Here is a 23,441-nt window from a genome sequence, read left to right on the forward strand (position 1 = left end):
GAAAATGGATTTCAAATGCCAACCATCACAATAGACGGTAATAAATACCAGGTTGATGGAGATCAAAACCTGCTCACTGCCTGCCTGTCCCTGGGTTTGAATGTCCCCTATTTTTGCTGGCACCCCGCCATGGGTTCTGTTGGCGCCTGCCGCCAATGTGCGGTTATCGAGCATAAGGACAGCGAAGATCAACGGGGCCGGTTGATTATGAGCTGTATGACGCCGATAAAAGACGGCGGTATTTACAGTGTCAGTTTGGAAGCCGCGAAAGATTTTCGCGGTTCTGTGATAGAAGACTTGATGACCAACCACCCTCACGATTGCCCGGTTTGTGAGGAGGGCGGCGAGTGCCACTTACAGGATATGACTGAAATGTCCGGTCATACCATGCGCCGCTATCAGGGTACCAAGCGCACCCACCGAAACCAGTATCTCGGCCCCTTTATCAATCACGAAATGAATCGCTGTATTACCTGCTATCGATGTGTCAGGTTCTATCACGACTATGCCGGCGGCGAGGATTTGCAAGCACTGGGTCGCAATCACCAGGTCTTTTTTGGCCGCAATACCGAGGGCATGCTGGAAAATGGTTTTAGTGGGAACCTTGTCGAAGTGTGCCCCACCGGAGTATTTACCGATAAGACCTTCAGCCAGCACTTTGTCCGAAAATGGGATTTGCAAACAGCTGCCTCAGTCTGTGAACACTGTGCCGTGGGTTGCAACACCGCGCCTGGAGCGAGGGAATCCGGCAACAACCAAGACCCGATGTTGCGCCGTGTGGTCAACTTATATCACCACGATATCAACGGCTATTTTCTCTGCGATCGGGGGCGCTTTGGATACGAATATGTCAACAGTAAGAGCCGGATAACCCAAGTACTTTCTGCGCGCAAAGATGATGTGATTAGCTCTACAGCAGAAACTGATGAACGTTTGCACAAAGAGGTTTCTCCCAAGGACGCGGTGTTCTCACTTGCAGAAAAACTCGCATCTGCGCAAAGAGGTGAGCATCACTTAATAGGCATAGGTTCACCCAGGGCATCATTGGAAAATAACTTCGCCCTATTAAAGTTTGTAGGGCGGGATAACTTCTTCTCTGGCCTCAACCAGCGGGATATGCAGCTACTACACCTTGTCGATAGAATTCAGAGCGATGCCAATATCCACAGCCCGACCATCCCTGAGATAGAAAATTCAGATGTTGTATTGATACTCGGAGAAGATATCTACAACACAGCCCCCAGGGTTGCCCTGGCAGTTCGCCAAGCAGCACGGAGCCGCCAAAAAGAACAAGCTGAATCATTAAGAATACCCTTGTGGCAGGATGCTTCTGTTCGACAATTAGAGGGTGAACCCAGCCCGATTATTTTTATCGGCACCGAACTCAATCAGATCTCAGATATTACCTGTAAAGCGATCTATACCCTGCCGGAACAGGCTGCCCAAATCGGCCAGGCAATTGCCAATAATATTCTGGAGGTTAAAAGCAACAAAACTTCACTGAATGCAGAGAATCTGGAGGAAGCTGAAAGAATCTCTGCAATATTAACTGCGGCCAAGAACCCAGTGATCATCTCTGGAACCAGCAGCAAAAATATCCACCTTACCCACAGCGCAGCCAAAATCGCCAGTGCACTGGCGGAAAAAAATGGCAAACCCACTTCTCTATACTTGTGTTGTGAAGAGGCTAATAGCTTGGGAGTTATTCAGCTGTTTGAGCCCGAAACCGGTTCCCTTGAGCATCTGATCACTGAACTCAAGAATGACAAAACCAATATCGATAAAACCCTAGTGATTCTGGAGAATGACCTCTCCTTAAGAATCGCGAGTGAAGAGTTAAACAGTCTGTTTGCCAGCGTCGACCATATTATTCTGCTGGACACCCTGCTCAATGAAACCGCCAAACATGCCGACTTAATCTTTCCTGTATCTGCAACGGCCGAATCCCAAGGGACATTTGTTAACAATATCGGTTTGGCTCAGCGATTTTATGCGGTCTATGAAGGCACTGGCTATATCCAGGAGAGCTGGCGCTGGCTGGTAGATGCCGCTGGTTTTTGCACAGAACACTCCGAGAGTATCGACACTATTATCAATTGGAATCACTGCCCGGATATCACCGATTCCCTGGCAGAAAGTGTTACTACACTCAAGATCATCAAAGATTTAGGGCCGGATGAAAATTTCCGGATTGAAGGGCTGAAGGTTGCTCGACAGACCGCTCGCTACAGTGGGCGCACGGCTATTCACGCAGAGGAACATGTCTCAGAGGAGCCCCCACACCAAGACCCCGATGCTCCTATGAGCTTTAGCATGGAAGGTGTGCACAACCCAAACCGGTCACCGCTGCAAGCCAATATCTGGTCTCCCGGATGGAACTCCAACCAATCAATTTTCAAGTTTCAGCAGGAAGTGGGTGGCGAACGCCGTGGTGGTGCCTCGGGCAAATACATCCAGAGACAAGAGCAAGTACTTTCGGATTGGTCCTTGCCCACAGCCTCCGATGGCGATAGAGATAGCGATAACCACAGTCTAGCGACACTGCCGATTTACCGAATGTTTGGTTCGGAAGAGCTCAGTAACCGCGCAATGGCCATCGCTACAGTGATCGATAAGCCATTCTTTACTTTAAATCGCGGTGATGCCGAAAGTGCCAACCTCAACCAGGGAGACACAGTGGCGTTAGACACCAATAGCGGTATTTTCCGGGGCAGTGTGGTTATCTCTGATAGCCAACCTTCGGGCAGCCTGGGTGTGCCTTATGGTCTTCCAGGGCTTGAAATTCTTGCCCCTGTATTACCGGGAGGCGCCAATCTGTTGCCAGTGGAAGAAAGCTCCACAATCGGGCAAGAGGACTAATTATGAGCACCAATATCTGGATCATATTGCTCAATATTTTCGGTGTATTGATAGTTACCGTGCTGCTAGCAGCCATTTTAACTTGGGGCGAGCGCCGCCTATTGGGCTTTTGGCAAGATCGCCCAGGCCCTAACCGGGTGGGAAAATTTGGCACCCTGCAAGTTATGGCAGATATGATCAAGCTGTTCTTTAAGGAAGATTTCACCCCGAAATTTGCAGATATTCCCGTATTTGTACTGGCACCCACCGTAGTTATGGCAACCATGTTGATTGCCTTTGCCGTAGTGCCCATATCGCCCAATATTGGGGTCACCGACCTGAATATCGGATTACTGTTTGTGCTGGCTATGAGTTCTATTGCGGTCTATAGCGTAATTCTTGGGGGATATGCATCAAATAATAAATATGCTCTGCTCGGTGGGCTAAGGGCTGCCGCTCAAACCGTGTCCTATGAAGTATTTATGGGTTTGAGCCTGATGGGCGTTGTTATGCTCTCAGGCAGTTTCAATCTGCGCGAGATTGTTAATGCCCAGGCAGATGGTTGGTTTATCATCCCTCAATTTCTGGGTTTTATTGTTTTCTTTATTGCCGGTATTGCCGAGAGCCGCAGAACTCCATTTGATCTTCCGGAAGCTGAGCACGAACTGACTGCGGGATTCCATACCGAATACTCCGGTATGAAGTTCGGCATGTTCTTTGTGGGTGAATATCTGGCAGTAATCCTAATTTCAGCGCTAATCACCACCCTGTTTCTCGGTGGGTGGCACGGCCCCCTACTACCCCCATTTATTTGGTTTTGCCTGAAGACTGCCATTCTGGTTGGTGTTTTTATTCTTTTAAGGGCGGCGATTCCACGCCCCCGCTACGACCAATTAATGAAATTCGGCTGGAAGGTCATGCTACCTCTGGCCCTGATCAATCTACTGGCTACCGCAGCGGTACTTTTGTGGACAGCCTAGAAAATTAAAATAAGCGTGCGAGGCCAAAGAAATGATTTCAAGCCAAATTCGCAGCATGTGGTTGGTATTTAAACACCTGTTCCGGAAGAACGTTACCGTACAATACCCCGACCAAAAGCCCTACCTGGCACCCAGATATCGCGGCAGGATCGTGCTCACCCGAGATCCCAACGGTGACGAGCGCTGCGTTGCCTGTAATCTCTGCGCCGTTGCCTGCCCTCCTGATTGTATTTCACTGCAAAAAACAGAAGATCCTGACGGCCGCTGGCGTCCCGAATATTTTCGTATCAATTTTTCCCGCTGCATTATGTGTGGGCTTTGTGAAGATGCCTGCCCAACCTATGCCATTCAGCTAACACCTGACTTTGAGATGTGCGAGTACGATCGGCAAAACATGGTATACGAAAAGGAAGATCTTCTAATCAGTGGCCCCGGTAAGTATCACGACTACAGCTTTTATCAAATTGCGGGAAAGGCCATCTCAGGTAAGGACAAGGGCGAAGCTCAAAATGAGGCCGAGCCCATTAATGTAAAAAGCCTAAATCTCTGATTTCAATAAGGCTAATAACTAAAAAGAGGTTTTCCCAGTGAATTACATTTTCTACTTAACCGCTGCGGTTGCCATTGTCTCAACCGCCATGGTTATCTTTCACAAGAACGCGGTCCACGCGCTACTTTATCTTGTCACTTCACTTTTATCGGTTGCCGTTATTTTCTATCAATATGGCGCTCCCCTGGCAGCAGCTTTGGAAGTTATTATTTATGCCGGCGCCATCATGGTATTGATTATTTTTGTCATCATGATGCTCAATCAGGGAGACGCTTCCGTTGCACAGGAGCAAGCCTGGTTACAACCCCACACCTGGATTGGCCCAGCCCTTCTATCAGCCATTTTGTTAATCCAGTTACTTCTGCTGGTTAGTAGCGGGCAAATTCCTTCAGAGCAAACCTATCACTATATCGGGCCCAAACAGGTCGGTATTGCACTTTTTAGCCATTACGTTCTCGCTGTCGAACTGGCTTCAATGCTGCTTTTGGCAGGGCTTGTTGGAGCTTTTCACCTCGCCCGACACAGAAGAACAGTTAAACCGGAGTGAAGCTATGCCTATCGAATCTGCACCTGGTTTGGAGGCTGGCGTGCTGTTGGCCTCCATTCTGTTTTGCTTGGGGTTAGCCGGGTTACTAATCCGAAGAAATATAATTTTTATGCTGATGTGTATTGAAATCTGCACCAATGCCGCAGCATTAATGTTTGTTGTCGCCGGTGCACACTGGGGCAATGCTGATGGACAGGTGATGTTTGTTTTTGTTGTCACCCTGGCCGCTGCCGAAGTAGCCATTGCACTGGCACTGGTCTTGCAATTCTATTATCGCAAACACACGGTCGATATTGACCAGCTCAATGGATTGAGGGGTTAATATGAATGGATCACTAGCCTGGATACCATTACTTCCCTTTCTTGGTTTCCTGACCCTCATCAGTATTCCACTGTTTACACAAAAGGAACCCTCACAAAAGTTAGTAAGCCTGATTGGTGTGGGCAGTGTGGGAATCGCAGCGATTCTGGTTTTTAATCTCGCACTCTCCACCTTTCTGGGCAACCCGGAATCGGTCGTTACACTGTCAGTTTGGCAGTGGATGCGGGTATCAGACCTCCAACTCGGCTTCACCTTTCATGTGGACTGGCTAACCCTGGTAATGCTGATGATCATTACCGGAGTGGGCTTCCTTATCCACTTATACTCAGCCGGATATATGCGTGAAGATCCGGATTTCCGCCGCTACTTTTCCTACCTGAATCTCTTTGTCTCTGCCATGTTAATTCTTGTAATGGCGGACAACCTGGTACTTCTCTACCTGGGATGGGAAGGTGTTGGTCTTTGTTCCTACTTGCTCATTGGCTTTTGGTATAAGGACCCTGCAAACGGCGCGGCGGCACAGAAGGCATTTATCGTCACCCGCGTCGGCGATACCGCCATGGCGATCGGCTTGTTCCTGTTGTTCTTTGAGTTCTCAACACTAAATATACCGGAGCTCATCACAGCGGCAGGGAATCCCGGGGTCAATACTCAAATTGTCACTATCGCTATGCTGCTGTTACTGGGTGGCGCTGTGGGTAAGTCAGCACAGATTCCACTCCAGACCTGGCTTCCCGATGCGATGGCAGGCCCCACTCCCGTCAGCGCCCTTATCCACGCTGCCACCATGGTGACGGCCGGGGTCTACTTGATCGCCCGCATGCACCCGCTTTATCAGCTGTCTGGAACCGCCATGACAGCTGTAGCCATTGTCGGCGCTCTGACTCTATTAATCTCCGGATTCAGTGCTATCGCACAAAGTGATATCAAACGGGTCCTGGCCTATTCAACCATCTCCCAGATTGGATATATGTTCCTGGCCCTGGGTGTGGGTGCCTGGTCAGGAGCCATCTTCCATTTGATGACCCACGCCTTCTTCAAGGCTCTGCTCTTCCTCTCCGCAGGGTCAGTAATCCTGAGCGTACATCACGAGCAGAATATCTTTGCCATGGGCGGCCTCTATCGCAAAATCCCCTTTACCTTTATCTGCTTTACCATCGGTTGCGCCTGCCTGGCAGCACTCCCATTTACATCCGGTTTCTACAGCAAAGATCATATTTTGCTCAGTGCTTATGAATATCATCAAGGAGTAAACCTGCTTTGGCTTGCCGGTCTATTGGGAGCACTGGTCACAGGGATTTATAGCTTCCGGGTTCTGTTTCTTGCATTTCTGGGCAGTGAGGGTAGCGCCTCCTCACACTGTAAAGACGCCAATAACACGGTGATGATGCTTCCCTTGGGCCTCCTCGCTGTACTTGCCCTATTTGGTGGAATTCTCGCTCCACCTCTCCAGGGAGTCTTTGGCACCCCAACCGATGAACACCACTCCTGGGTCATTGAAGCCATTGCCATTGCCATGCCGCTGATCGGCCTGTTTATCGCTTGGAAAATGTTCCTGTTCGAGAAGAAAGTTGGAGAGCAGCGCTCTCCACTAATGCAGTTTTGGTTTAAGGGATGGGGGTTTGACTGGGTCTATGACCGGGTCTTTGTAAGACCTTTTAAATTTATCACCGCCCTTAACCACAAAGATATTATCGACAGCATCTACAAGGGTACCGCTTCGCTGAGTGCACATTTAAATAACGCCCTCAGCTCTTCACAAAACGGCCAAATACGTTGGTACCTGGCCACCTTTGTAGCCGGATCAATTTTATTCCTAGCCCTGTTGGTGGCTCTATGACATTACTGGCAATAATTATAATTTTATTTGTTGGGGGAATATTAGCCTGGCTGGCAGAGAGATATCTCTATGAGGGTGGACGCTTAATCAGCCTGGTTTCCCTGATAATCGCATCCCTACTTTTGATCAGCTATTTCCCCCAGGCAGAGTCCACAGCTGTTACAGGTGACAGTCAGTGGTGGGATAGCCTTTTGGTATCCTGGATACCCAGGTTTGGGATCAGCTTCCATCTGGCGATTGATGGACTCAGCTTTCTTATGCTGCTACTGACAATGGGGATGGGGATCTTTGGGTTAGTAATGACCTGGAATGATGTCACCTTCCGGCGCGGCTTCTTTTATTTTAACTACCTGTGGACACTGGCCGGTATTGTCGGTGTGTTTACCGCTATCGACCTGTTTTTATTCTTTTTCTTCTGGGAAGTCATGCTGATTCCCATGCTGCTGTTGATTGCAGTTTGGGGCTATGAGGGCAGAGTCTACGCTGCGATAAAGTTCTTTATTTTCACCCAGGCAAGCAGCTTGTTAATGCTGATTGCCATCGTTGCCTTGGCATTTATCCACTATCGGAATAGCGGGCAACTGACCTTTAACTATATGGATTTGTTGAGTGCTCAACTGTCTGCAACAGCAGCTTATTGGTTAATGCTCGGATTTTTTATTGCCTTTATCGTCAAGTTGCCAGCGCTGCCCTTCCATACCTGGTTACCTGACGCCCATACCCAGGCCCCTACTGCCGGCAGTATTCTGCTGGCGGCGATTCTGTTGAAAACAGGAGCCTATGGTTTATTGCGTTTTACACTGCCCTTATTCCCGGAGAGTTCACAAGCTTTTGCACCGGTTGCAATGACCATTGGAGCCATCAGTGTGGTCTACGGCGCATCGCTGGCATTCGCTCAGAAGGATATGAAAAGACTTGTGGCCTATTCCAGTGTGAGCCATATGGGATTTGTTCTATTGGGGCTCTACGCGCTGAATACTATCGCCCTGCAGGGCGCAGTGATGCAAATGATCGCCCACGGCTTGAGTACCGCTGCACTCTTCGCATTAGTAGGCGCACTACAGCATCGTCTCCATACCCGGGATATGAGCCAGCTCGGCGGTGTCTGGCCTCTTCTGCCAAAGCTATCCGCCGTTGCACTCTTCTTTGCCATTGCCTCGCTGGGACTGCCTGGGCTGGGTAATTTTGTTGCCGAATTCCTGGTGCTTGTTGGTAGCTTTAAAGCTAATCACTGGTTAACGGTTATTGCAGCAATTGGGCTTATTGGAGCAGCACTCTATGCACTATTGATGATGCAGCGTGTCTTCTTTGGCAAGTTTAATGACAAATTGAAACCAGCTACAGAGGGGAAAACTGTCAGTGATCTAAGCCTCAGGGAGATCTCTGCGCTTCTTTCACTGGCGGTGCTTCTCGTGATCTTCGGGCTCCGCCCCCAGCCTATCTTTGATATCGCCGAGCCTACGATTGCTAAATCAATGCAAAAATTTCAGGCCCCTGAAAATGAAGAAGTCGTCATAGAAAAGACAGGGCCGGAAACTTCAGCAAGCTTATCCTCTCCTACTGCTAAAAGCGCTAATACAGGTACATCTCTATGAGTGCCCAAGAACTATTTTCTATCCTACCGCTTTTACTGATTAGTGCCGGTATTGTAATTTTGCTGCTCCAAGTATCCTTCTGGAGAAATCATGCGGGCGCTCTGGTTACAACTCTTATCACTTTGGTAGCCGCTATCATTGCCTGTTTCTGGGTTGGAGCCACCCTATCGGGCAATAACGGGTCCATTCAAGTGACTGCCCTACTCTCGATTGACTACAACTCATTGTTCTTCTGTCTGCTGATATTAGTTACCGCCATAGCCGTCAGCGTTATGGGATACAACTACTTAAAACTTCGGTGTGACCTGAATAGAAACCCGGATAGCTATCCAGAAGAGTTTTATATACTACTTTTACTTGCCATTTTGGGAGCAAGCACCCTGGTATTTGCCAGCCACTTTGCCACCTTTTTCCTCGGTATAGAATTAATTAGCCTCGCACTTTATCCACTGTTGGGATTTGCGGTTACTGGCAATTTATCCTCAAGCAAAGATCAAGTAAATTCCCTGGAATCTGCCTTTAAATACTTAATCCTTTCAGCACTTTCTACCGCTCTCGGGCTATTCGGTATCGCATTAATTTATGCGGCGTCTGGGGCACTGGACTTTGGCAGTATCGCTACACGGATACAGGATCTTTCACAGACTTCTGCTCTTTTTGCAACCGGCGCCACTCTGCTGGTCATTTCTGTTGCTTTCAAGTTATCACTGGTTCCATTTCATATCTGGACACCCGATGTATTCCAGGGCGCACCTACGCCTACGACGGCGTTGATCGCCACAGTGGGAAAAACAGCCGTAATTGCCTTTCTGTTGCGATTCTTTAATACCTTAAATCTCTACCAGAGCCCTATTCTTATTGACTTACTGACAATCGCCGCCATAGCTAGCATGCTGATAGGAAATTTACTGGCCCTGATGCAAAACAATATCAAAAGGCTGCTGGCCTACTCCTCAATCGGCCATATAGGCTATTTAATTGTGGCGTTTATCATCGGCAATAGCGCGTTTGGTACAGAGGCGGTTATTTATTACATGGTCGCCTATGTCATTACTACACTAGGAGCCTTTGCAATTGTTGGCCTGATAGCCGATTCAGTCGAGGCCACACAACTAACCAATGGAACAAATGTCAGCGACGTGACCAACAGTGCAGATGATCCTTATCACAGGGACTTTTACCGGGGATTACTCTGGCGTAGTCCATGGCTGGCGAGCTGTCTTGCTCTAATGCTGCTATCTCTGGCTGGAATTCCCTTAACTATTGGATTTATTGGGAAGTTTTACGTCTTTACCGCAGGTGTTGAAGGAAAAATGTGGGCTCTTCTCGCTGGTGTGGTTATTGGTAGTGCATTGGGCCTCTTCTATTACCTTCGTCTTCTACTTACGATGGTACAAAGAGATGCCATTGACACTAGCAGTAACAGCGAAACGTTACAAATTACCACTTCAGGGCAGTTTTTAATCGCAACTCTCGCCGCTGCCCTGGTTTTTTTCGGAATATTCCCACAGGTCCTTATTAACTGGATAAATGCTATATAAAGTAGAGAGCGAGTGCTGATGTAAAAATATTTTAAAGCCCAGGTAATAGCCTGGTCATCAGAGGGTACTTACTATGAAGACTTTCAAACAAGCATTTGAAGTCATCAAGGATGCTGAGAGATTTCACCTGGAAATGGCAGCTGTTTACGAGACCTTACTGGACAAATCAGAGGACTACCGAACCCAATTGCTATTAAAACACATGCTTGAGCATGAGCAGAGAATGGCAAAAAACCTGCAGAACTACAATGATGTAGCGCAAAATAAGGTGATGAAGACATGGTTGCAATACACCCATGAAGAAAGTGCCAATGACTTTATTCGCCGCCTCAATCTGAGTGATCCACCGACAATTCGTGAAATTAATAATATGGGACGAGAGGTAGATCGCTATTTCTCAGAACTCTATCAGGCGGTGTATGGTGCAATTGAGTCGATGGAGGTGAAAGAGGTGTTTGAAGACCTGAAACAAATACAAGATAAGGAAAGAATTACCTTATCTATGGCCACAAATTCACTGTGGGATATGTAAAAATCCCGCTACTTACAGCGGGATCTAATCGTCACATAATTCTGCAGTTGGCTAACCCGGTATTAAGAATACCCAGGTTAGCCAGCTACAAAATGCCAGCTACAGCTGGGATTACTTAGAACTCATACTGCGCTCTTACGTAGTACAGAGCTCCATTGAATCCCATAGGTGCCGTTTCCGGATATTCCGCTCCAGCAACACCGGACCAGGGGTTTTTATCTGGATAGTTGTTGAATACGTTTTCCGCACCTGCGATCAAGGTCATGGAATCATTGAAGTCATACGCAGCCTCAATATCTACTGTAAATTCATCACCAGCGTCGATGGGCAGACTATAGTCATCCAAATGTGCTTCCCAGTAGCTACCGTAGTAGTTGAGTCGCACTAGGCCTCGCCAATTATCTCCTGTGTGATTAAAAGTGGCATTACCACGAACATTTGGCAATCCGTCTTCCAGCTGCCTAAGACGCATATCACTTATAGTCTCTTCCCTGAAATCAGTTACTTCAGTATCAGTCCAATTCCAAGCGAAACTAAGGTCCGTAGCATCGCCTACTGGATAGGTTGCTACTACGTCAACACCACGGGTTTTAGTGTCAAAATCATTAGTATAGAAACGGAAGAAGGTTAAAGAGTCAGCGCCGCTGATACCATCAGCCACTAACTGAGCGCGTTCATCATCGGTCAGCAATTGATCCGCCGACTGAGTAATCCTGTCATCCACAGAAATCTGGAAATAGTCAACTGTAATTTCCCAATCACCTGCTGAGAATATCGCCCCCAATGTAAAGCTATCAGATTCTTCTGGCTGTAACTGCGTTCCGCCTCTTAACTGAGCAATTGGGTTTGTTGGTGGGATAGTGCCCTTGTTCTCTAACTGGCCATTAGTAAAAGCTGTTGTTACATTGCTGATATTAGATTGTGCTGGAGTTGGTGCACGGAAGCCCGTACTCCATGTAGAGCGCAAGGCAATAGCATCATTGATTGTGTAATGACCTGACAGTTTATAGTTAAAAGTATCGCCAAAATCAGAAAAATCTTCCCAACGCAAAGCTGCGCCTAATCGAAGATCATCATTTACTTCGAGCTCAAAGTCAGAGTAAATCGCTATATTGTCGCGGTCGAAAGTGCCTACAGTTTCTGGGCCAAAACCAGAAAACCCATTAGACCCAATCAAGAAACCCTGTTCTGCCAAATCGCCAATTTGCCAGGATGCGGTATCACCCTGTTTTACTTCAAATTCTTCTTCTCGCCATTCAAAGCCCGTCGCCATAAATAGCGGCAAGCCAGCAACTTCTGTGCTCTTTGTTAAATCAATATTAAAATTAGTTTCAGTTTGAGCATAACCACCAGGGCTGAACTCAGTCGGAGTATCTGGGCCCAAAGTAGCGTTTACCGTATTATAAATATTGAAATCTACTTCGTTATGGCCTCTACTGGCACTAACATCGTAGCCAATCCCATTGGCAAATTCTCCCCGTATGCCGAAGACCACAGAATAATCCTCTAGATCTCCACCAAATCTTGGCGTAAATCCTCCAGGGAACATTTCTGTATAAGAAAAACACTCATCGAGATCATGAGCTTCCGACACACTCACGTTCTGGCAATCATCAATACCGTTACTGGGATCTAAGTCACCAATTAGAGGGTGGATGAATACTTCGTCGTCATCTATAACGCCATTCCCGTTTACGTCTGTCTTTTCCTCATATGTAAAAACCCCAGATCGGTTCTCGGGATTTCGGAAATAGAACCCTCCATCAGTAGAACGACTCGCGTAGTTACCAAAGGCATACAGCTCAGCGGTATCATTTAGCTCTATGGCGCTGTTAACAAAGAACTTAGTGTCGTCATTAACTTCTGGCTGGCCCCAGATCTGTGCAGGATTAGCTACATAGGTATTGCCATCGGCGATCAACTGAGCAGCATCATCTCTCTGGACACTTCGACTGGTAGAATCCTGCTCACGGTACTCAAGGCTAACATTCACAAAGCCGGCGTCTGTCAATGGCAAGCCAAAGTTAGCTGCAACGGTGCTTTGATCACCATCACCCTCAGCAGTGGTTGCATGCTTGACTTCAACACTTCCGCCCTCAGCTGCATCCTTTAACTGAAAGTTGATAACGCCGGCAATCGCATCGGAGCCATATTGGGCTGCGGCACCATCACGCAGGACCTCAACCTGTTTCAGAGCAATCGCCGGAATTGCAGAGATATCTGGCCCCTGGGCACCATCTGAAACACCACTTCCGAGGAAGGAAATGACGGCAGCGCGATGGCGACGCTTACCATTCACCAGAACCAGTGTGCTATCGGGTGGCAGTCCACGCAGGTTTGCAGGGCGAACAATTGAGGCAGCATCAGAAATTGGCTTTGCATTAACGTTGTAGGATGGAACAACGTTTCTAAGCAGGTTACTGAGATCTCCATCACCCTGGTTTACAAATTCTTCTCCGGTCACGATATCGATGGGAGCGGAGGAATCTGTAGCGGAACGCCCTTCAACACGGGTACCGATTGTTATCACTTCCTCAAGGAGTGCATCTTCAGCAAAAGTGGGACTGCTTAGTGCAGCAATCGAAGCTGCCAGCAGAGAGGGAGCGCCACAGGCCGTAAGCCAGCGCTTCTTTTTTTCATTCATAGGAGAAATACCCTGTTTTAGTTATCTCTTATTTTCTTCCGAGCCAAATCAACCAGCTTTCACTTAAACCAATTTGTGCGTTACAGCAAAAATAAATTGGCTAATTAAGGTAGTGCTCCAGGAGATCAATAAAAATTTTTTACGCACTTGAAAGCTCGCTTATGCAGAGGGAGGTTACCACCAATACATTCACTGCAAGAAGTGTGACAACCAGAGAAAATGCCAGAAAAACTACAATTTGCAAGAGCAAAAAAGGCAATTTTAAAAATTAAGAACGACTAAAAATGTAGATACTGACAAAACTGCCAAAAATAAAATAAATCTAATTAGATGATTAAATTAAATTTAATTACAAGAGGAAGCAAAATAGAGCGCACATACACAAGCAGGGTATATCCCAAATAATAACTTCTACAGAGGACAAATGAAACTTATTTGATGATTTGAGGTAAAAAAATAACCTTAGCCTACCGTAATAAACATGATAAATATCATTTCACAAACAAATACCGTGAAGATATTTTATCTTGTCAGCTCTAACTCACAGACAAACATCCACAGAAAACCCACTTAACAAAAGAGGTTAATACTAAAAAACTAACGAATATGGGACAAGCAAACCTAACAAGAGTAGATTTGTGTTATAAAAAAACCACCCACTGATACGCTTCGAAGCTAGTAGAGTGGCTTTAATAAACGTCACAGTGAACTATCAGTCTAACTTTTGGTTGACAAAGATATCTCTAAGTAAACCTAGCAACACTATTCAACAATCAAGTGCGAACTTTATTGCGGCTTGAGCGTGAATCTCTGTGGAGTTCATCAGGTGAGTAGAGGTATCCTCTTGCGAAAGCAACATGCAAATCTCTGTACACCCTAGGATCACACCTTCGGCACCTCGATTGGATAGCAAATCCACAATACGAATAAATTCCATTTTTGAACTGTTAAGGACTCTCCCCTTACAGAGCTCTTCGTAAATAACCCTATGGACTATCTCTCTATCGCTGGGCCCCGGAATCAAAACCTCAATCCCATACTTTTCCTGCATATAGCCACGATAGAAATCTTGCTCCATAGTAAAAGCTGTCGCCAACAAGCCGACGGTCTTTATCCCTCTGTTCTTAAGTGCTTCAGCTGTAGCATCACCAATATGTAAAAAAGGTACATCAATAGTCTCGATAATATCTCCAGCTACTTTATGCATAGTATTAGTGCACAATAAAATGCCCTCAGCACCAGCTTTTTCCAGGCATATTGCCGCCTCAACCAATAGATTACTTGCCTGAGTCCAATCACCCTCCATTTGTAACTGTGCAATTTTTTCAAAATCGACGCTATAAAGTAGAATTTCGGCCGAGTGCAGCCCTCCTAACCTTTGAGCAATTCCTTCATTAATCAGGCGATAATAAATTGCTGTACTCTCCCAACTCATTCCACCCAAAAGGCCAATCTTCTTCATCTTTGAGCTCATCTAATATCCCTTAATACATGTTGCGAATACTAACATGAGAGAGTCGAAAGACTGATTGTAAATTGAGGGCATTCAGGAATAGCGACAACTTAATTAAAAGTACCAATTTATATAAAATCGGTACTCACTTATAAATTACATACGGACGTGATTTAATACTTTTCTTATTCTTAGTGAAAGATCAATAATCAGACACTTCTGTAGGATCAACCCGCATACAGGAAGCTATTAAGTTTCTCTTACTGAAGTTGTAACCGGACACGACACTCATCAAGTTTTCCCTTCCCAATAGCCGGTGGGTAATCTCACCAAGAGGCAATCCTTGCCGGTCCAATTCCCGTGCTTCAGTTGCAAGATTTAACAAATAATCATACTTGGCTTGTAAGCGAACTTTTCCTTTTTCTACAATCCCTCTATGAGGACAAAATATAATATCAAAATCATAGGTGAGCACTTTTTTGATACTGTGCATTAAAATTGGAATACTTTCATCTTTACGCAACAGCTTTAACTTACTAGCTACATACAAATCAGCAGTGAATATCCACCCTCGATCCTGAACCAGATAACAGGTCATGTCTTTGGCATGCCCTGGTGCGGGGATAACAACTACCTTTTCGCCGGAGAACCTTAAATCTTCCGGTAGTGGCGCAGCTTCCGCACGCCCGGCCCTCCCCCAAATCAGCATCTGTATTGGCGGTATCCGAAAACCTCTCTTTAATATCTCTACTGTCGCCTTAGGGGCTCTTGGCTGTATACCGGTAAGCTTATAAATTGCACCGGCGTTACCACTATGATCTTCGTGGTGATGGGTGAGGACTAATTGCCGAAAAGGTTTATTTTTTACAAACCACTTGACGTATTTCCACTGGTTACTGGGGCCGGCATCGATAATAGTGTCACCCAACCGATATACAATAAAGGTTGTATTGATACCAAAATCGAAACGGCCGACCCTTTGCGCATCCAGATCTTGATAGTCAAAAGAATCAATAACCGACACGCCACTCTCCAGCGCAAGAGACAGACCTTTAAGGAATTATAGAAGCATATCTATAAGGGCAGTCCTCCCCGGCAATTAGGCAATTTTAACGCCAACCATCGCAGGCTCAGGGAAAGAGAGTTTGATATAAGCTTAAATACGACAAAGTGACATTAATGGTGACAAGCTACTTTGTCATCTTTAAGCGCAACTGCAAACCCAACTTGGATGTGGCTCCAGTAGTGACCCAGGCAACGCGCCCGTCAGTGTCGACAATCAGCAAGGTTGGCGTCACTTTAACGCCCCATTGGGCACTTAAAACACCATATGGATCATTTAGAGTAGGAAAAGCAAGTTCGTGATTCCGCATATATTCGGTAACCACCTCTTCTGTTCCAGACTGCATCGCAACACCAACAACCTGGTAATCCCGAGACAGGTCAGTCACAGCGGGGGAAACTATCCGGCAATAGGGGCACCAGGTTGCCCAAAAATAAATTAATACTGGACCTTTAGAGTACATTTGCTTTAGGTCAATAATATTTCCCTGCAGCGATTGCCCCTCTAACTGAGGGGCCTGGTTCTCAGGGATATCTCTTTGGTGGAAATAACCCACGGCAGTAACCATTAGTACCGCCAAGGTGATAAATATCAAGGCCTGAACCAGGTAGCTATAACGAGCTTTTTCCACCCCAAATAAACTCCTTTAGTACTTCACACTACACCCATAAGCCCGCGATGAAGACTTGGGCACAGCCAGTCCCTTCAGTGAAGCATCCAGTGCAGCAGAAACATAATTGTGTGAACTGCCTAGAACCGCAGGATTGGCTGAGTCATTATCATCAATGGCTCCAGCATATACGACTTCCCCCTGAGGATTAATGATAAACATATGCGGAGTAGTTTTAGCCCCATAAGCACGCCCCATAACTCCAGAGGTATCCAGCAAGAAGGGTACGCTTGCGCCGAGGTTATGACTCTGTGCAACTGCCATAGCCTGCTCTGGCTCCAAATAGCCCTGCTTTCCTTTAGCTGAAGAAATAACCGTGAGCCAATTTACTTTCTGTGCTGTATACCTTTTTTGAAGGGACTGCATATTACCACTGCCATAGTGTTTCCTGACATAGGGGCAATCTTTATTAAACCATTCAATAACCAACCATTGGCCTTTGTAATCGGAGAGATTGTGAGTTTTTCCAGCAGCATCCACTACTGAGAATTCTGGCGCTTTTTGTCCAGGAACGGCTGCTGCCAACACAACACTCGGCAACATCAGGAATAAAAGCAAAACTCCTCTAAGTATCGAATTATTCACGTTGAAAAATAATTTCATAATTAACCATCCTCACTATTAACAGTTAAGTGCTTACTAAACAGTGCTGCAATTAAAGACTCTTGCAGCAGTGGTGGAAGTAACTCTGGTTTTTTCTCTCCTGCAGGATACCATGCATATACAGGTACAGAGTTCCTCCCCAAATCCTGCAAAGCTTGAGTAATTTCAGGGTTATAACGCGTCCAGTCGGCCCGAATTAGAAGCACGTTATTCTTTTTAAATAATGCTTGTACACTCGGGGTATCAAGCACCAGCTTTTTATTTACCTGGCAGGTAATACACCAGGCTGCGGTATAGTCAATAAATACAGGGCGCCCATTATCCAAGGCTTCCGCCAAAAGTGCCTTGTCATAACGATGCCAGTCATACGCCATTTCTGCAGGTTGCTCACCACCCTCCATACGGATTGCCGGTAGAGATATTAGCAAAGTAGCAGCGACACAAATCAGACCCGCTGCTCCCCCCTTTTTGGAAAAATTTTTTACTAGCCAGATTGCAAAAGTAACAACGAGCAACAGGCTTAAACCGGCCAACCAACCAGAGTCCCCAGCTAGGCGCCCTAAAATCCATAGTAGCCATATCACCGTTACGTAAAGCGGAAATGCAAGAAACTGACGCAACTTCTCCATCCATGGACCTGGAGCTGGCAGATGCCTCAGTATTACAGGACTTGCACACATCAAAATAAATGGCGCAGCGAGCCCTAAACCGAGGCATAAGAAGATGAGTAGAGCCTGAAGTGGAGGAATCACCGCCGCTGCTCCCAGAGCTGCTCCCATAAATGGACCGGTACAGGGGGCGGCAACAAAGACAGCTAAAACACCGGTGGTAAAGGAGCCACGGCTATTGGAGCTAGCAAGCCCCATTAATCGGTGCCCAAACTCAAAAAAGCCGCTAAAGGATAGGGCCATCAGCCAGAAGAGCATAATTAACCCAATTACCACAACCGGTGACTGAAGTTGAAAACCCCAGCCAACGGCCAATCCCCCCCAGCGTAGCGCCAATAAAGCAAGCCCCAGGGCAAGAAAAGTCACCATAATGCCGGCGCTATATAGGAAAGATTCACGCAAACGTTCGGCTGGACGATTACCACCGTTAATCAGTCCAAATAGCTTTATGGACAGTACGGGGAAAACACAGGGCATCAGATTCAATAGGATACCGGCAATAAATGCTGACAGAAGTAAAAGCCATATAGAGGTTGCACTCGTCTCAATTCCCTCTTGGGATAAGAGGGGGGCAGAGACTTTCCAGGCCCGGCTCGAGTGTGCAATCACAAAATCACTGCTTTCACTAATCTCAGAGCCCGGCAGGCGCTTGAACTTGTAGAGGAGAGTTTCATCTTCGCGCTGAACTTCTGGCTCAGACGCAGAGTACAAGTCACCATTTACGGGGAAAATGCTAGGTATTTCATCGCTACGATTCCCTCTGAGCTGCAAAGTAATATGCTCACTACCTCGCGCTGAAATGGATACTGGTTGCCACGGGCTCTCACTTCCCCCCCCTGGAAGCCTGTTGGCAAAGTAATTCCTTAACGCCAGATCTGTAGCTGGCCAAGCCGCCTGCTCTGCAACCGACCGTACAAGACTCATAGTGGCAAAGCCCGGTATGCAATCCACTTTACAAACCAACCACTCCAGGTCCGCATGCAGGGTAACCTCTTGCGTGCGCTTATCTGGGAGGAGCTGGAACAGGTAGGCAACATTCCCGGAGTACCCCAGGTTAGTAAGATGCTCTACCCGGAGGCGCGTTGGGAATGGCCATTCGATCGGCCCTAATAAAGCGCCCTGAGCCTCCATATCAAACCGTGGAGCCGCCCCTGAATCTCCAGCATTACGCCAATACACATGCCATCCAGGATCTACCTCAAAGTAGAATCCAACCGTCTCTCTCATTCCTTGGCGAAATGTATCAGGTGCCAGCCAACGCACCTTGACGTGATCACCAGATGCCGTCTCCTGTGCTACAGGGAGACCCGCAACCAACAGTAACGTCAAACAGCAGATGTTGATCAGCGTGGTCTTTATTTTCAATGTGATTCTCCTTCTCGCCTAATCAACTGGTACTCCCCCTTTGGGTCAGATACAAGTTACAACATTGGCCTCACCCATCACAAAACGAAGTCTCACTATACTCCGATCATACCTAACCTAAAGAAGCGCCCAGAATGCCTGCCTTGCAGATAAGTGACGGCCGTATCCTTACTTATGATGACTATGGTGATCCAAATGGCTGGCCTGTGCTTTTCAATCATGGCTTCTCAGATTCGCGACTAATTCGCAATCCTGATAAGGACCTTACCGCATCTCTTGGCGTAAGAGTCATCTCTGTAGATCAACCTGGTGTGGGGGGATCATCTCCCCATAGAGGCCGGCGAATGGTTGATTGGGGGGCCGATATCGAAGAACTGGTTAATCGTCTAAATATTGAGACATTTTCGGTAGTCGGCCATTCAGGTGGTGCCCCTCATGCACTTTCTATCGCTAACAAACTTCCCCACAGAGTCTCTAAAATTGCCCTTGCAGCCCCTGTTGCGCCACTGGACTACCCAGGAATGACTGACCTGCTAAAAAACCCGGATATCAGACTTATCGCAAAGATTCATCGTTGGCAATTTCTTACTCGTTGTCTGTGCCGATTAAGTGCATACCAAGCCAATAGCAATATACAAGATTATATTCAGCTCTTTGCAAAGAAAGACGCCTCTGATGCCGCACTGTTTATTCGAGACCCGGCTCTTAAGAAAATGTTTGAAGAATCATTCTCTGCTGGAGCAACGCAGCATGGGGAGGGTTTTTTTGAAATGATAATGGCGCTTTGGGATTGGGGGTTTGATCCTCGTGAAATCACTACTTCCACCAAAATATTTTATGGTGATGCCGACGATATAATTGATATTAAAATGCCAGAATATCTCTCAAGTATAATGCCAAATAGCTCAACTCAAAGCTGGCACCAGCTGGGACACTATGCATTTGTTAACAAGTACTGTTGGGTTGAGTTGCTCAAGTCAGCTCGCAAGTAAGCCTTGCGAACTTTACGAGCAACGCTTTTATCTAGCCATCAACAGGCAAAGCCTCTACTGCACTGACCGGGACCAGACTTGAAATAAAATCCTCAGTGGCCACATCCCAGGAATAGGTCCTGGCATGAGTAACACAGTCCGATCGGTCCAATAATAGTGCCTTTTCTATGGCCACTTGCAGATTGCTATCCAACGCTCCAACGGGGGCATCACCAATGATATCTTTCGGACCTGTCACAGGGTAGGCGGCAACGGGCAAACCACAGGCTAAAGACTCAAGATTAACCAGACCAAAAGTGTCAGTTACCGAAGGAAATACAAAAACATCTGCAGCGCTGTAGCATTCAGTTAAGTCCTTCCCTTCTTTAATTCCCAGATATACCGCCTTTGGAAACTTCCTTTTTAATTCATTGAGCTGAGGACCATCCCCTACGATAACTTTTGTTCCCGGTAGCTCAAGCGATAAAAACTTATCCAGTGATTTTTCCACTGCAACACGCCCTACATTGAGCATGATAGGTCGAGTTAGGCCCTCAAAAAGTTTTGTCTCAACCGGATGGAATTTTTCTAACTCTACGCCTCTACGCCAGCGGGTGACACGGGCAATTCCCAAGGCTCGAGCTTCCGCTGCCATACCATCTGTAGTCACCATTGTTTGTGCTGCGGAATTATGAAAGCGACGAAGGAGACCGTGTAACCACTTCAGTGGAACTTTATAGCGAATCGATACATATTCAGAGAGACGGGACAGCCAAGATGTCGTAAAACGCAAATTATTCCGCTTGCAGTAGCCACGAACAGCCCACCCCACAGGACCTTCACTCATAATGTGAATAGCGTCCGGTGAAAAATCCTCAATAATTCGGGCAGCTTTCCCACCAGGAAATACTGCAATTTTCACTTCTTTATAGCCCGGCCAGGGGAAATTAGTAAAATCAGTAGCAGAAACAATTTTTACTTGGTGCCCCCTTGCCATGAGTTCTTTCTCAGTTTTTTCCAGTACTCTGGAAACACCATTTAGTTGCTCCGGATAAGTATCCGTAGCAATCAAAATCTTCATATTTTGCACTCTTCAGCTATAGACATTAAACCTCACCTTCCACAGGCAGCCTTGATTTCATATAAAACCAGGACCATTGAAGTATAAAAAAATCACCACTTCGACACACAAGGGATTTTAGCTTGGTCACATCGATGTGAATATTTTTTGGCAATACCCTCAACTTCAGTGAGAAGATTATCATTCAGAGTTATAGGCTTGAGCCCCATCTCGATAAGCTGGTCATTATTTACCAACAAATCATTTTCTGCTGACTCTTTTCTGGGGTTGTCCAAGTAGGCAATTCCCACCCCTGTCTTGTTGGAGATTAAATTTGCTAGATCCCTGATACGATGCGTCTCTGTCATTTGATTCAGAATTTTGACTCTATCGCCTATCTCTGGAGGATTTTCAATAGCTAACTGAATACATTGACAGGTATCCTGAATATGAATAAATGCCCGCTTCTGGCCGCCAGTGCCATGAACGGTAAGTGGGTAATTAATCGCCGCTTGCATCAGGAATCGATTGAGGACTGTTCCATAATCACCATCATAATCAAATCGATTAATCAGAGATTCATCCCTTTGTGTTTGTCGGGTCTGGGTACCCCAAACGATCCCTTGGTGTAAATCAGTGACACGTACCTGATCGTTCTTGTTATAGAAGGCAAATAACAATTGATCCTGAGCCTTTGTCATATGATAGATAGAACCTGGATTACTAGGGTAAAGAATCTCCTGTTCACTCAAATACCCTTCAGTCTCTACCTGGATTTTTAAATATCCTTCGGGAATAGTGAGACCAGCTGTTCCATACCCGTATACACCCATAGTACCCAAGTGAATCAAATGTATATCCAATCCGCTTTCTACTATAGCCGCCAGGACATCATTGGTAGCATTCAAGTTATTATCAAGTGTATAACGTCTATGCCGGACAGATTTCATCGAATAGGGTGCGGCACGCTGTTCAGCAAAATGTACAATCGCGTCTGGTTTTTCCTCTTTTAAGAGAGTGACCAATCGCTCAAAATCCTGTCCGAGGTTAATATAAATATGCCTGATGGACATACCGGAAACTTCACGCCATACACGAAGCCGCTCAGACAGGTGCCTGATTGGTGTCAATGAATCAACTTCAAGCTCAATATCAATTTTTCGCCGTGATAAGTTATCAACAATAATAACTTCATAACCCGCCTCTGAAAGGTGGAGAGATGTAGGCCAACCACAAAATCCATCACCTCCCAAAATCAATACTTTTCTCACCCTACCCCCTAAAAACTCTTAGGAATTTATACAATTCGAATACACTAATATTTTTATCAGCTTCGAATTAACCTACCTCATTCAAAAGTACCAGCCACAGTTAAACGAAGCCATACGGGCAAATTTATTCGATTTTTTGTGACATTGTCGTGACAATCCATATCACTATCCATGTTCCTTGTACGCCACAATGAGAAAAAACGAACCACTCGTTAAAAATATCTCTCAGCAGCTTTGTAGTTGATAGTAAGTTGGGGGCTTCCTCGCCTACAGGCGCAATGATAGAACTATCTCATTGTTTCTATATTGAAATATATGGCGACAAAGATCTTTATCGCGCCATTCAAATGAATAGCGCGCCAATTTTACTTTAAGCCTAAATACATTGAGCACTCGAACGGAAACACCATTGTTTTAGACCGATCACTCTATCCCTCTACTAGAAAGGAAAATACGCCAATAATGTTTTCAATAAAGCTAAACTTTTTTGACAGTTATACGGTTCACATTAGTCGCCCCCCCAAAGCACCTTTCTGTAAGTAAGAGAGCGATCAAATACCCTTCATCTCTGTATCTACGCTCACAAGCGCATGCTGAAATTTGATCTGGTATAACGAACTGGCACGCACCGAAGGTAAGAAGTGTTTCCATAAACCCTATCTACAAAGGTGATATTAAATTCCACAAACAGATAAGTTATTAGCCTCCAAACCATGTGTCACCTAAAGACAATACGAATTCACAATTGGGGAATTCACTCTCAATCGAAAATAATTATAAGTTTTTCAAAATATCCATTGCCTTCAATAACGTTAATAACCAGCACTTTTTCCTAAATCTAATGTCACAACCACCAGGAATAGGGACTTTCCGTGAAGTAGGAAAGCCTGTCACCGAAAGGCAAATATGCAAATACCTACCCTTTCAA

General features: G+C 46.1%; 18 protein-coding genes. 10 read left to right on the forward strand and 8 right to left on the reverse strand.

Going from position 1 to position 23,441, the window contains the following annotated elements; genetic code table 11:
* The first annotated feature begins 15 nt into the window (after positions 1 to 15).
* The 9 genes from nuoG (at position 16) to ACJJIN_RS13200 (ending at position 10,745) form a co-directional block, all read left to right on the forward strand.
* Positions 16 to 2,859, forward strand: coding sequence for an NADH-quinone oxidoreductase subunit NuoG (nuoG, locus tag ACJJIN_RS13160; RefSeq protein ID WP_444895020.1), 2,844 nt, complete (start codon positions 16 to 18; stop codon positions 2,857 to 2,859).
* Between the two features lie 2 nt (positions 2,860 to 2,861).
* Positions 2,862 to 3,818: an NADH-quinone oxidoreductase subunit NuoH gene (nuoH, locus tag ACJJIN_RS13165; RefSeq protein WP_444895021.1), complete on the forward strand. Its 957-nt coding sequence runs from the start codon at positions 2,862 to 2,864 to the stop codon at positions 3,816 to 3,818.
* A 31-nt stretch (positions 3,819 to 3,849) separates the two neighbouring features.
* The gene (gene nuoI, locus ACJJIN_RS13170) at positions 3,850 to 4,368 is read left to right on the forward strand and encodes an NADH-quinone oxidoreductase subunit NuoI (protein WP_282934031.1); all 519 of its coding nucleotides are present in this window, start codon (positions 3,850 to 3,852) and stop codon (positions 4,366 to 4,368) included.
* A gap of 37 nt (positions 4,369 to 4,405) precedes the next feature.
* Positions 4,406 to 4,915: an NADH-quinone oxidoreductase subunit J gene (gene nuoJ, locus ACJJIN_RS13175; protein WP_444895022.1), complete on the forward strand. Its 510-nt coding sequence runs from the start codon at positions 4,406 to 4,408 to the stop codon at positions 4,913 to 4,915.
* 4 nt (positions 4,916 to 4,919) lie between these two features.
* Entirely contained in the window at positions 4,920 to 5,237 is a 318-nt protein-coding gene (gene nuoK / locus ACJJIN_RS13180; protein ID WP_444892930.1) for an NADH-quinone oxidoreductase subunit NuoK, read from the forward strand.
* Position 5,238: 1 nt separating this feature from the next.
* A complete protein-coding gene (nuoL, locus tag ACJJIN_RS13185; protein ID WP_413664584.1) occupies positions 5,239 to 7,077 on the forward strand; it encodes an NADH-quinone oxidoreductase subunit L in 1,839 nt (612 codons plus the stop codon).
* Positions 7,074 to 8,672, forward strand: coding sequence for an NADH-quinone oxidoreductase subunit M (gene nuoM / locus ACJJIN_RS13190; protein WP_444895023.1), 1,599 nt, complete (start codon positions 7,074 to 7,076; stop codon positions 8,670 to 8,672). Before nuoL ends, nuoM begins: the two co-directional genes overlap by 4 nt.
* Complete coding sequence (locus ACJJIN_RS13195) at positions 8,669 to 10,213, forward strand: NADH-quinone oxidoreductase subunit N (protein ID WP_444895024.1); 1,545 nt, start codon at positions 8,669 to 8,671, stop codon at positions 10,211 to 10,213. Before nuoM ends, ACJJIN_RS13195 begins: the two co-directional genes overlap by 4 nt.
* A 73-nt stretch (positions 10,214 to 10,286) precedes the next feature.
* Positions 10,287 to 10,745: a hypothetical protein gene (locus ACJJIN_RS13200; protein ID WP_282934036.1), complete on the forward strand. Its 459-nt coding sequence runs from the start codon at positions 10,287 to 10,289 to the stop codon at positions 10,743 to 10,745.
* A gap of 115 nt (positions 10,746 to 10,860) precedes the next feature.
* On the opposite strand, the gene ACJJIN_RS13205 is transcribed toward ACJJIN_RS13200, so the two are convergent.
* The 6 genes from ACJJIN_RS13205 to ACJJIN_RS13230 form a co-directional block, all read right to left on the reverse strand.
* Positions 10,861 to 13,389, reverse strand: coding sequence for a TonB-dependent receptor plug domain-containing protein (locus tag ACJJIN_RS13205; protein ID WP_444895025.1), 2,529 nt, complete (start codon positions 13,387 to 13,389; stop codon positions 10,861 to 10,863).
* Between the two features lie 766 nt (positions 13,390 to 14,155).
* Entirely contained in the window at positions 14,156 to 14,863 is a 708-nt protein-coding gene (locus ACJJIN_RS13210; RefSeq protein ID WP_444895026.1) for an aspartate/glutamate racemase family protein, read from the reverse strand.
* Positions 14,864 to 15,044: 181 nt separating this feature from the next.
* Entirely contained in the window at positions 15,045 to 15,866 is an 822-nt protein-coding gene (locus tag ACJJIN_RS13215) for an MBL fold metallo-hydrolase (RefSeq protein ID WP_444895027.1), read from the reverse strand.
* 166 nt (positions 15,867 to 16,032) lie between these two features.
* A complete protein-coding gene (locus tag ACJJIN_RS13220; RefSeq protein ID WP_444895028.1) occupies positions 16,033 to 16,536 on the reverse strand; it encodes a protein disulfide oxidoreductase in 504 nt (167 codons plus the stop codon).
* Positions 16,537 to 16,551: 15 nt separating this feature from the next.
* The gene (locus tag ACJJIN_RS13225) at positions 16,552 to 17,178 is read right to left on the reverse strand and encodes a thioredoxin family protein (RefSeq protein ID WP_444895029.1); all 627 of its coding nucleotides are present in this window, start codon (positions 17,176 to 17,178) and stop codon (positions 16,552 to 16,554) included.
* Between the two features lie 2 nt (positions 17,179 to 17,180).
* Positions 17,181 to 19,211 carry a protein-disulfide reductase DsbD family protein gene (locus ACJJIN_RS13230; protein WP_444895030.1) on the reverse strand — a complete coding sequence of 677 codons (2,031 nt, stop codon included), beginning with the start codon at positions 19,209 to 19,211 and terminating at the stop codon, positions 17,181 to 17,183.
* 134 nt (positions 19,212 to 19,345) lie between these two features.
* Here ACJJIN_RS13230 and ACJJIN_RS13235 point away from each other — a divergent pair, with 134 nt between their 5' ends.
* On the forward strand, positions 19,346 to 20,203 hold the full coding sequence (locus ACJJIN_RS13235) for an alpha/beta hydrolase (protein ID WP_282934044.1): 858 nt from the start codon (positions 19,346 to 19,348) through the stop codon (positions 20,201 to 20,203).
* A 31-nt stretch (positions 20,204 to 20,234) separates the two neighbouring features.
* On the opposite strand, the gene ACJJIN_RS13240 is transcribed toward ACJJIN_RS13235, so the two are convergent.
* Together ACJJIN_RS13240 and ACJJIN_RS13245 are read right to left on the reverse strand one after the other, a co-directional pair.
* Positions 20,235 to 21,263 (reverse strand): glycosyltransferase family 4 protein, encoded by a 1,029-nt coding sequence (locus tag ACJJIN_RS13240; RefSeq protein ID WP_444895031.1) that lies wholly within the window; start codon positions 21,261 to 21,263, stop codon positions 20,235 to 20,237.
* Positions 21,264 to 21,355: 92 nt separating this feature from the next.
* Positions 21,356 to 22,513, reverse strand: a complete 1,158-nt coding sequence (locus ACJJIN_RS13245; RefSeq protein ID WP_444895032.1) for an NAD-dependent epimerase/dehydratase family protein — start codon at positions 22,511 to 22,513, stop codon at positions 21,356 to 21,358.
* Between the last annotated feature and the right edge of the window lie 928 nt (positions 22,514 to 23,441).

The sequence above is a fragment of the Microbulbifer maximicatervae (SeqCode) genome, assembly GCF_052467505.1.

Excerpts from the sequence above, each read along its gene's own strand:
- ACJJIN_RS13205 (WP_444895025.1), bottom strand. The coding sequence starts at position 13,389 with ATGAATGAAAAAAAGAAGCGCTGGCTTACGGCCTGTGGCGCTCCCTCT.
- ACJJIN_RS13200 (WP_282934036.1), top strand. The coding sequence starts at position 10,287 with ATGAAGACTTTCAAACAAGCATTTGAAGTCATCAAGGATGCTGAGAGA.
- ACJJIN_RS13235 (WP_282934044.1), top strand. The coding sequence starts at position 19,346 with ATGCCTGCCTTGCAGATAAGTGACGGCCGTATCCTTACTTATGATGAC.
- ACJJIN_RS13240 (WP_444895031.1), bottom strand. The coding sequence starts at position 21,263 with ATGAAGATTTTGATTGCTACGGATACTTATCCGGAGCAACTAAATGGT.
- nuoH (WP_444895021.1), top strand. The coding sequence starts at position 2,862 with ATGAGCACCAATATCTGGATCATATTGCTCAATATTTTCGGTGTATTG.
- ACJJIN_RS13210 (WP_444895026.1), bottom strand. The coding sequence starts at position 14,863 with ATGAGCTCAAAGATGAAGAAGATTGGCCTTTTGGGTGGAATGAGTTGG.
- nuoK (WP_444892930.1), top strand. The coding sequence starts at position 4,920 with ATGCCTATCGAATCTGCACCTGGTTTGGAGGCTGGCGTGCTGTTGGCC.
- nuoL (WP_413664584.1), top strand. The coding sequence starts at position 5,239 with ATGAATGGATCACTAGCCTGGATACCATTACTTCCCTTTCTTGGTTTC.
- nuoI (WP_282934031.1), top strand. The coding sequence starts at position 3,850 with ATGATTTCAAGCCAAATTCGCAGCATGTGGTTGGTATTTAAACACCTG.
- ACJJIN_RS13225 (WP_444895029.1), bottom strand. The coding sequence starts at position 17,178 with ATGAAATTATTTTTCAACGTGAATAATTCGATACTTAGAGGAGTTTTG.
- nuoG (WP_444895020.1), top strand. The coding sequence starts at position 16 with ATGCCAACCATCACAATAGACGGTAATAAATACCAGGTTGATGGAGAT.
- ACJJIN_RS13195 (WP_444895024.1), top strand. The coding sequence starts at position 8,669 with ATGAGTGCCCAAGAACTATTTTCTATCCTACCGCTTTTACTGATTAGT.
- nuoM (WP_444895023.1), top strand. The coding sequence starts at position 7,074 with ATGACATTACTGGCAATAATTATAATTTTATTTGTTGGGGGAATATTA.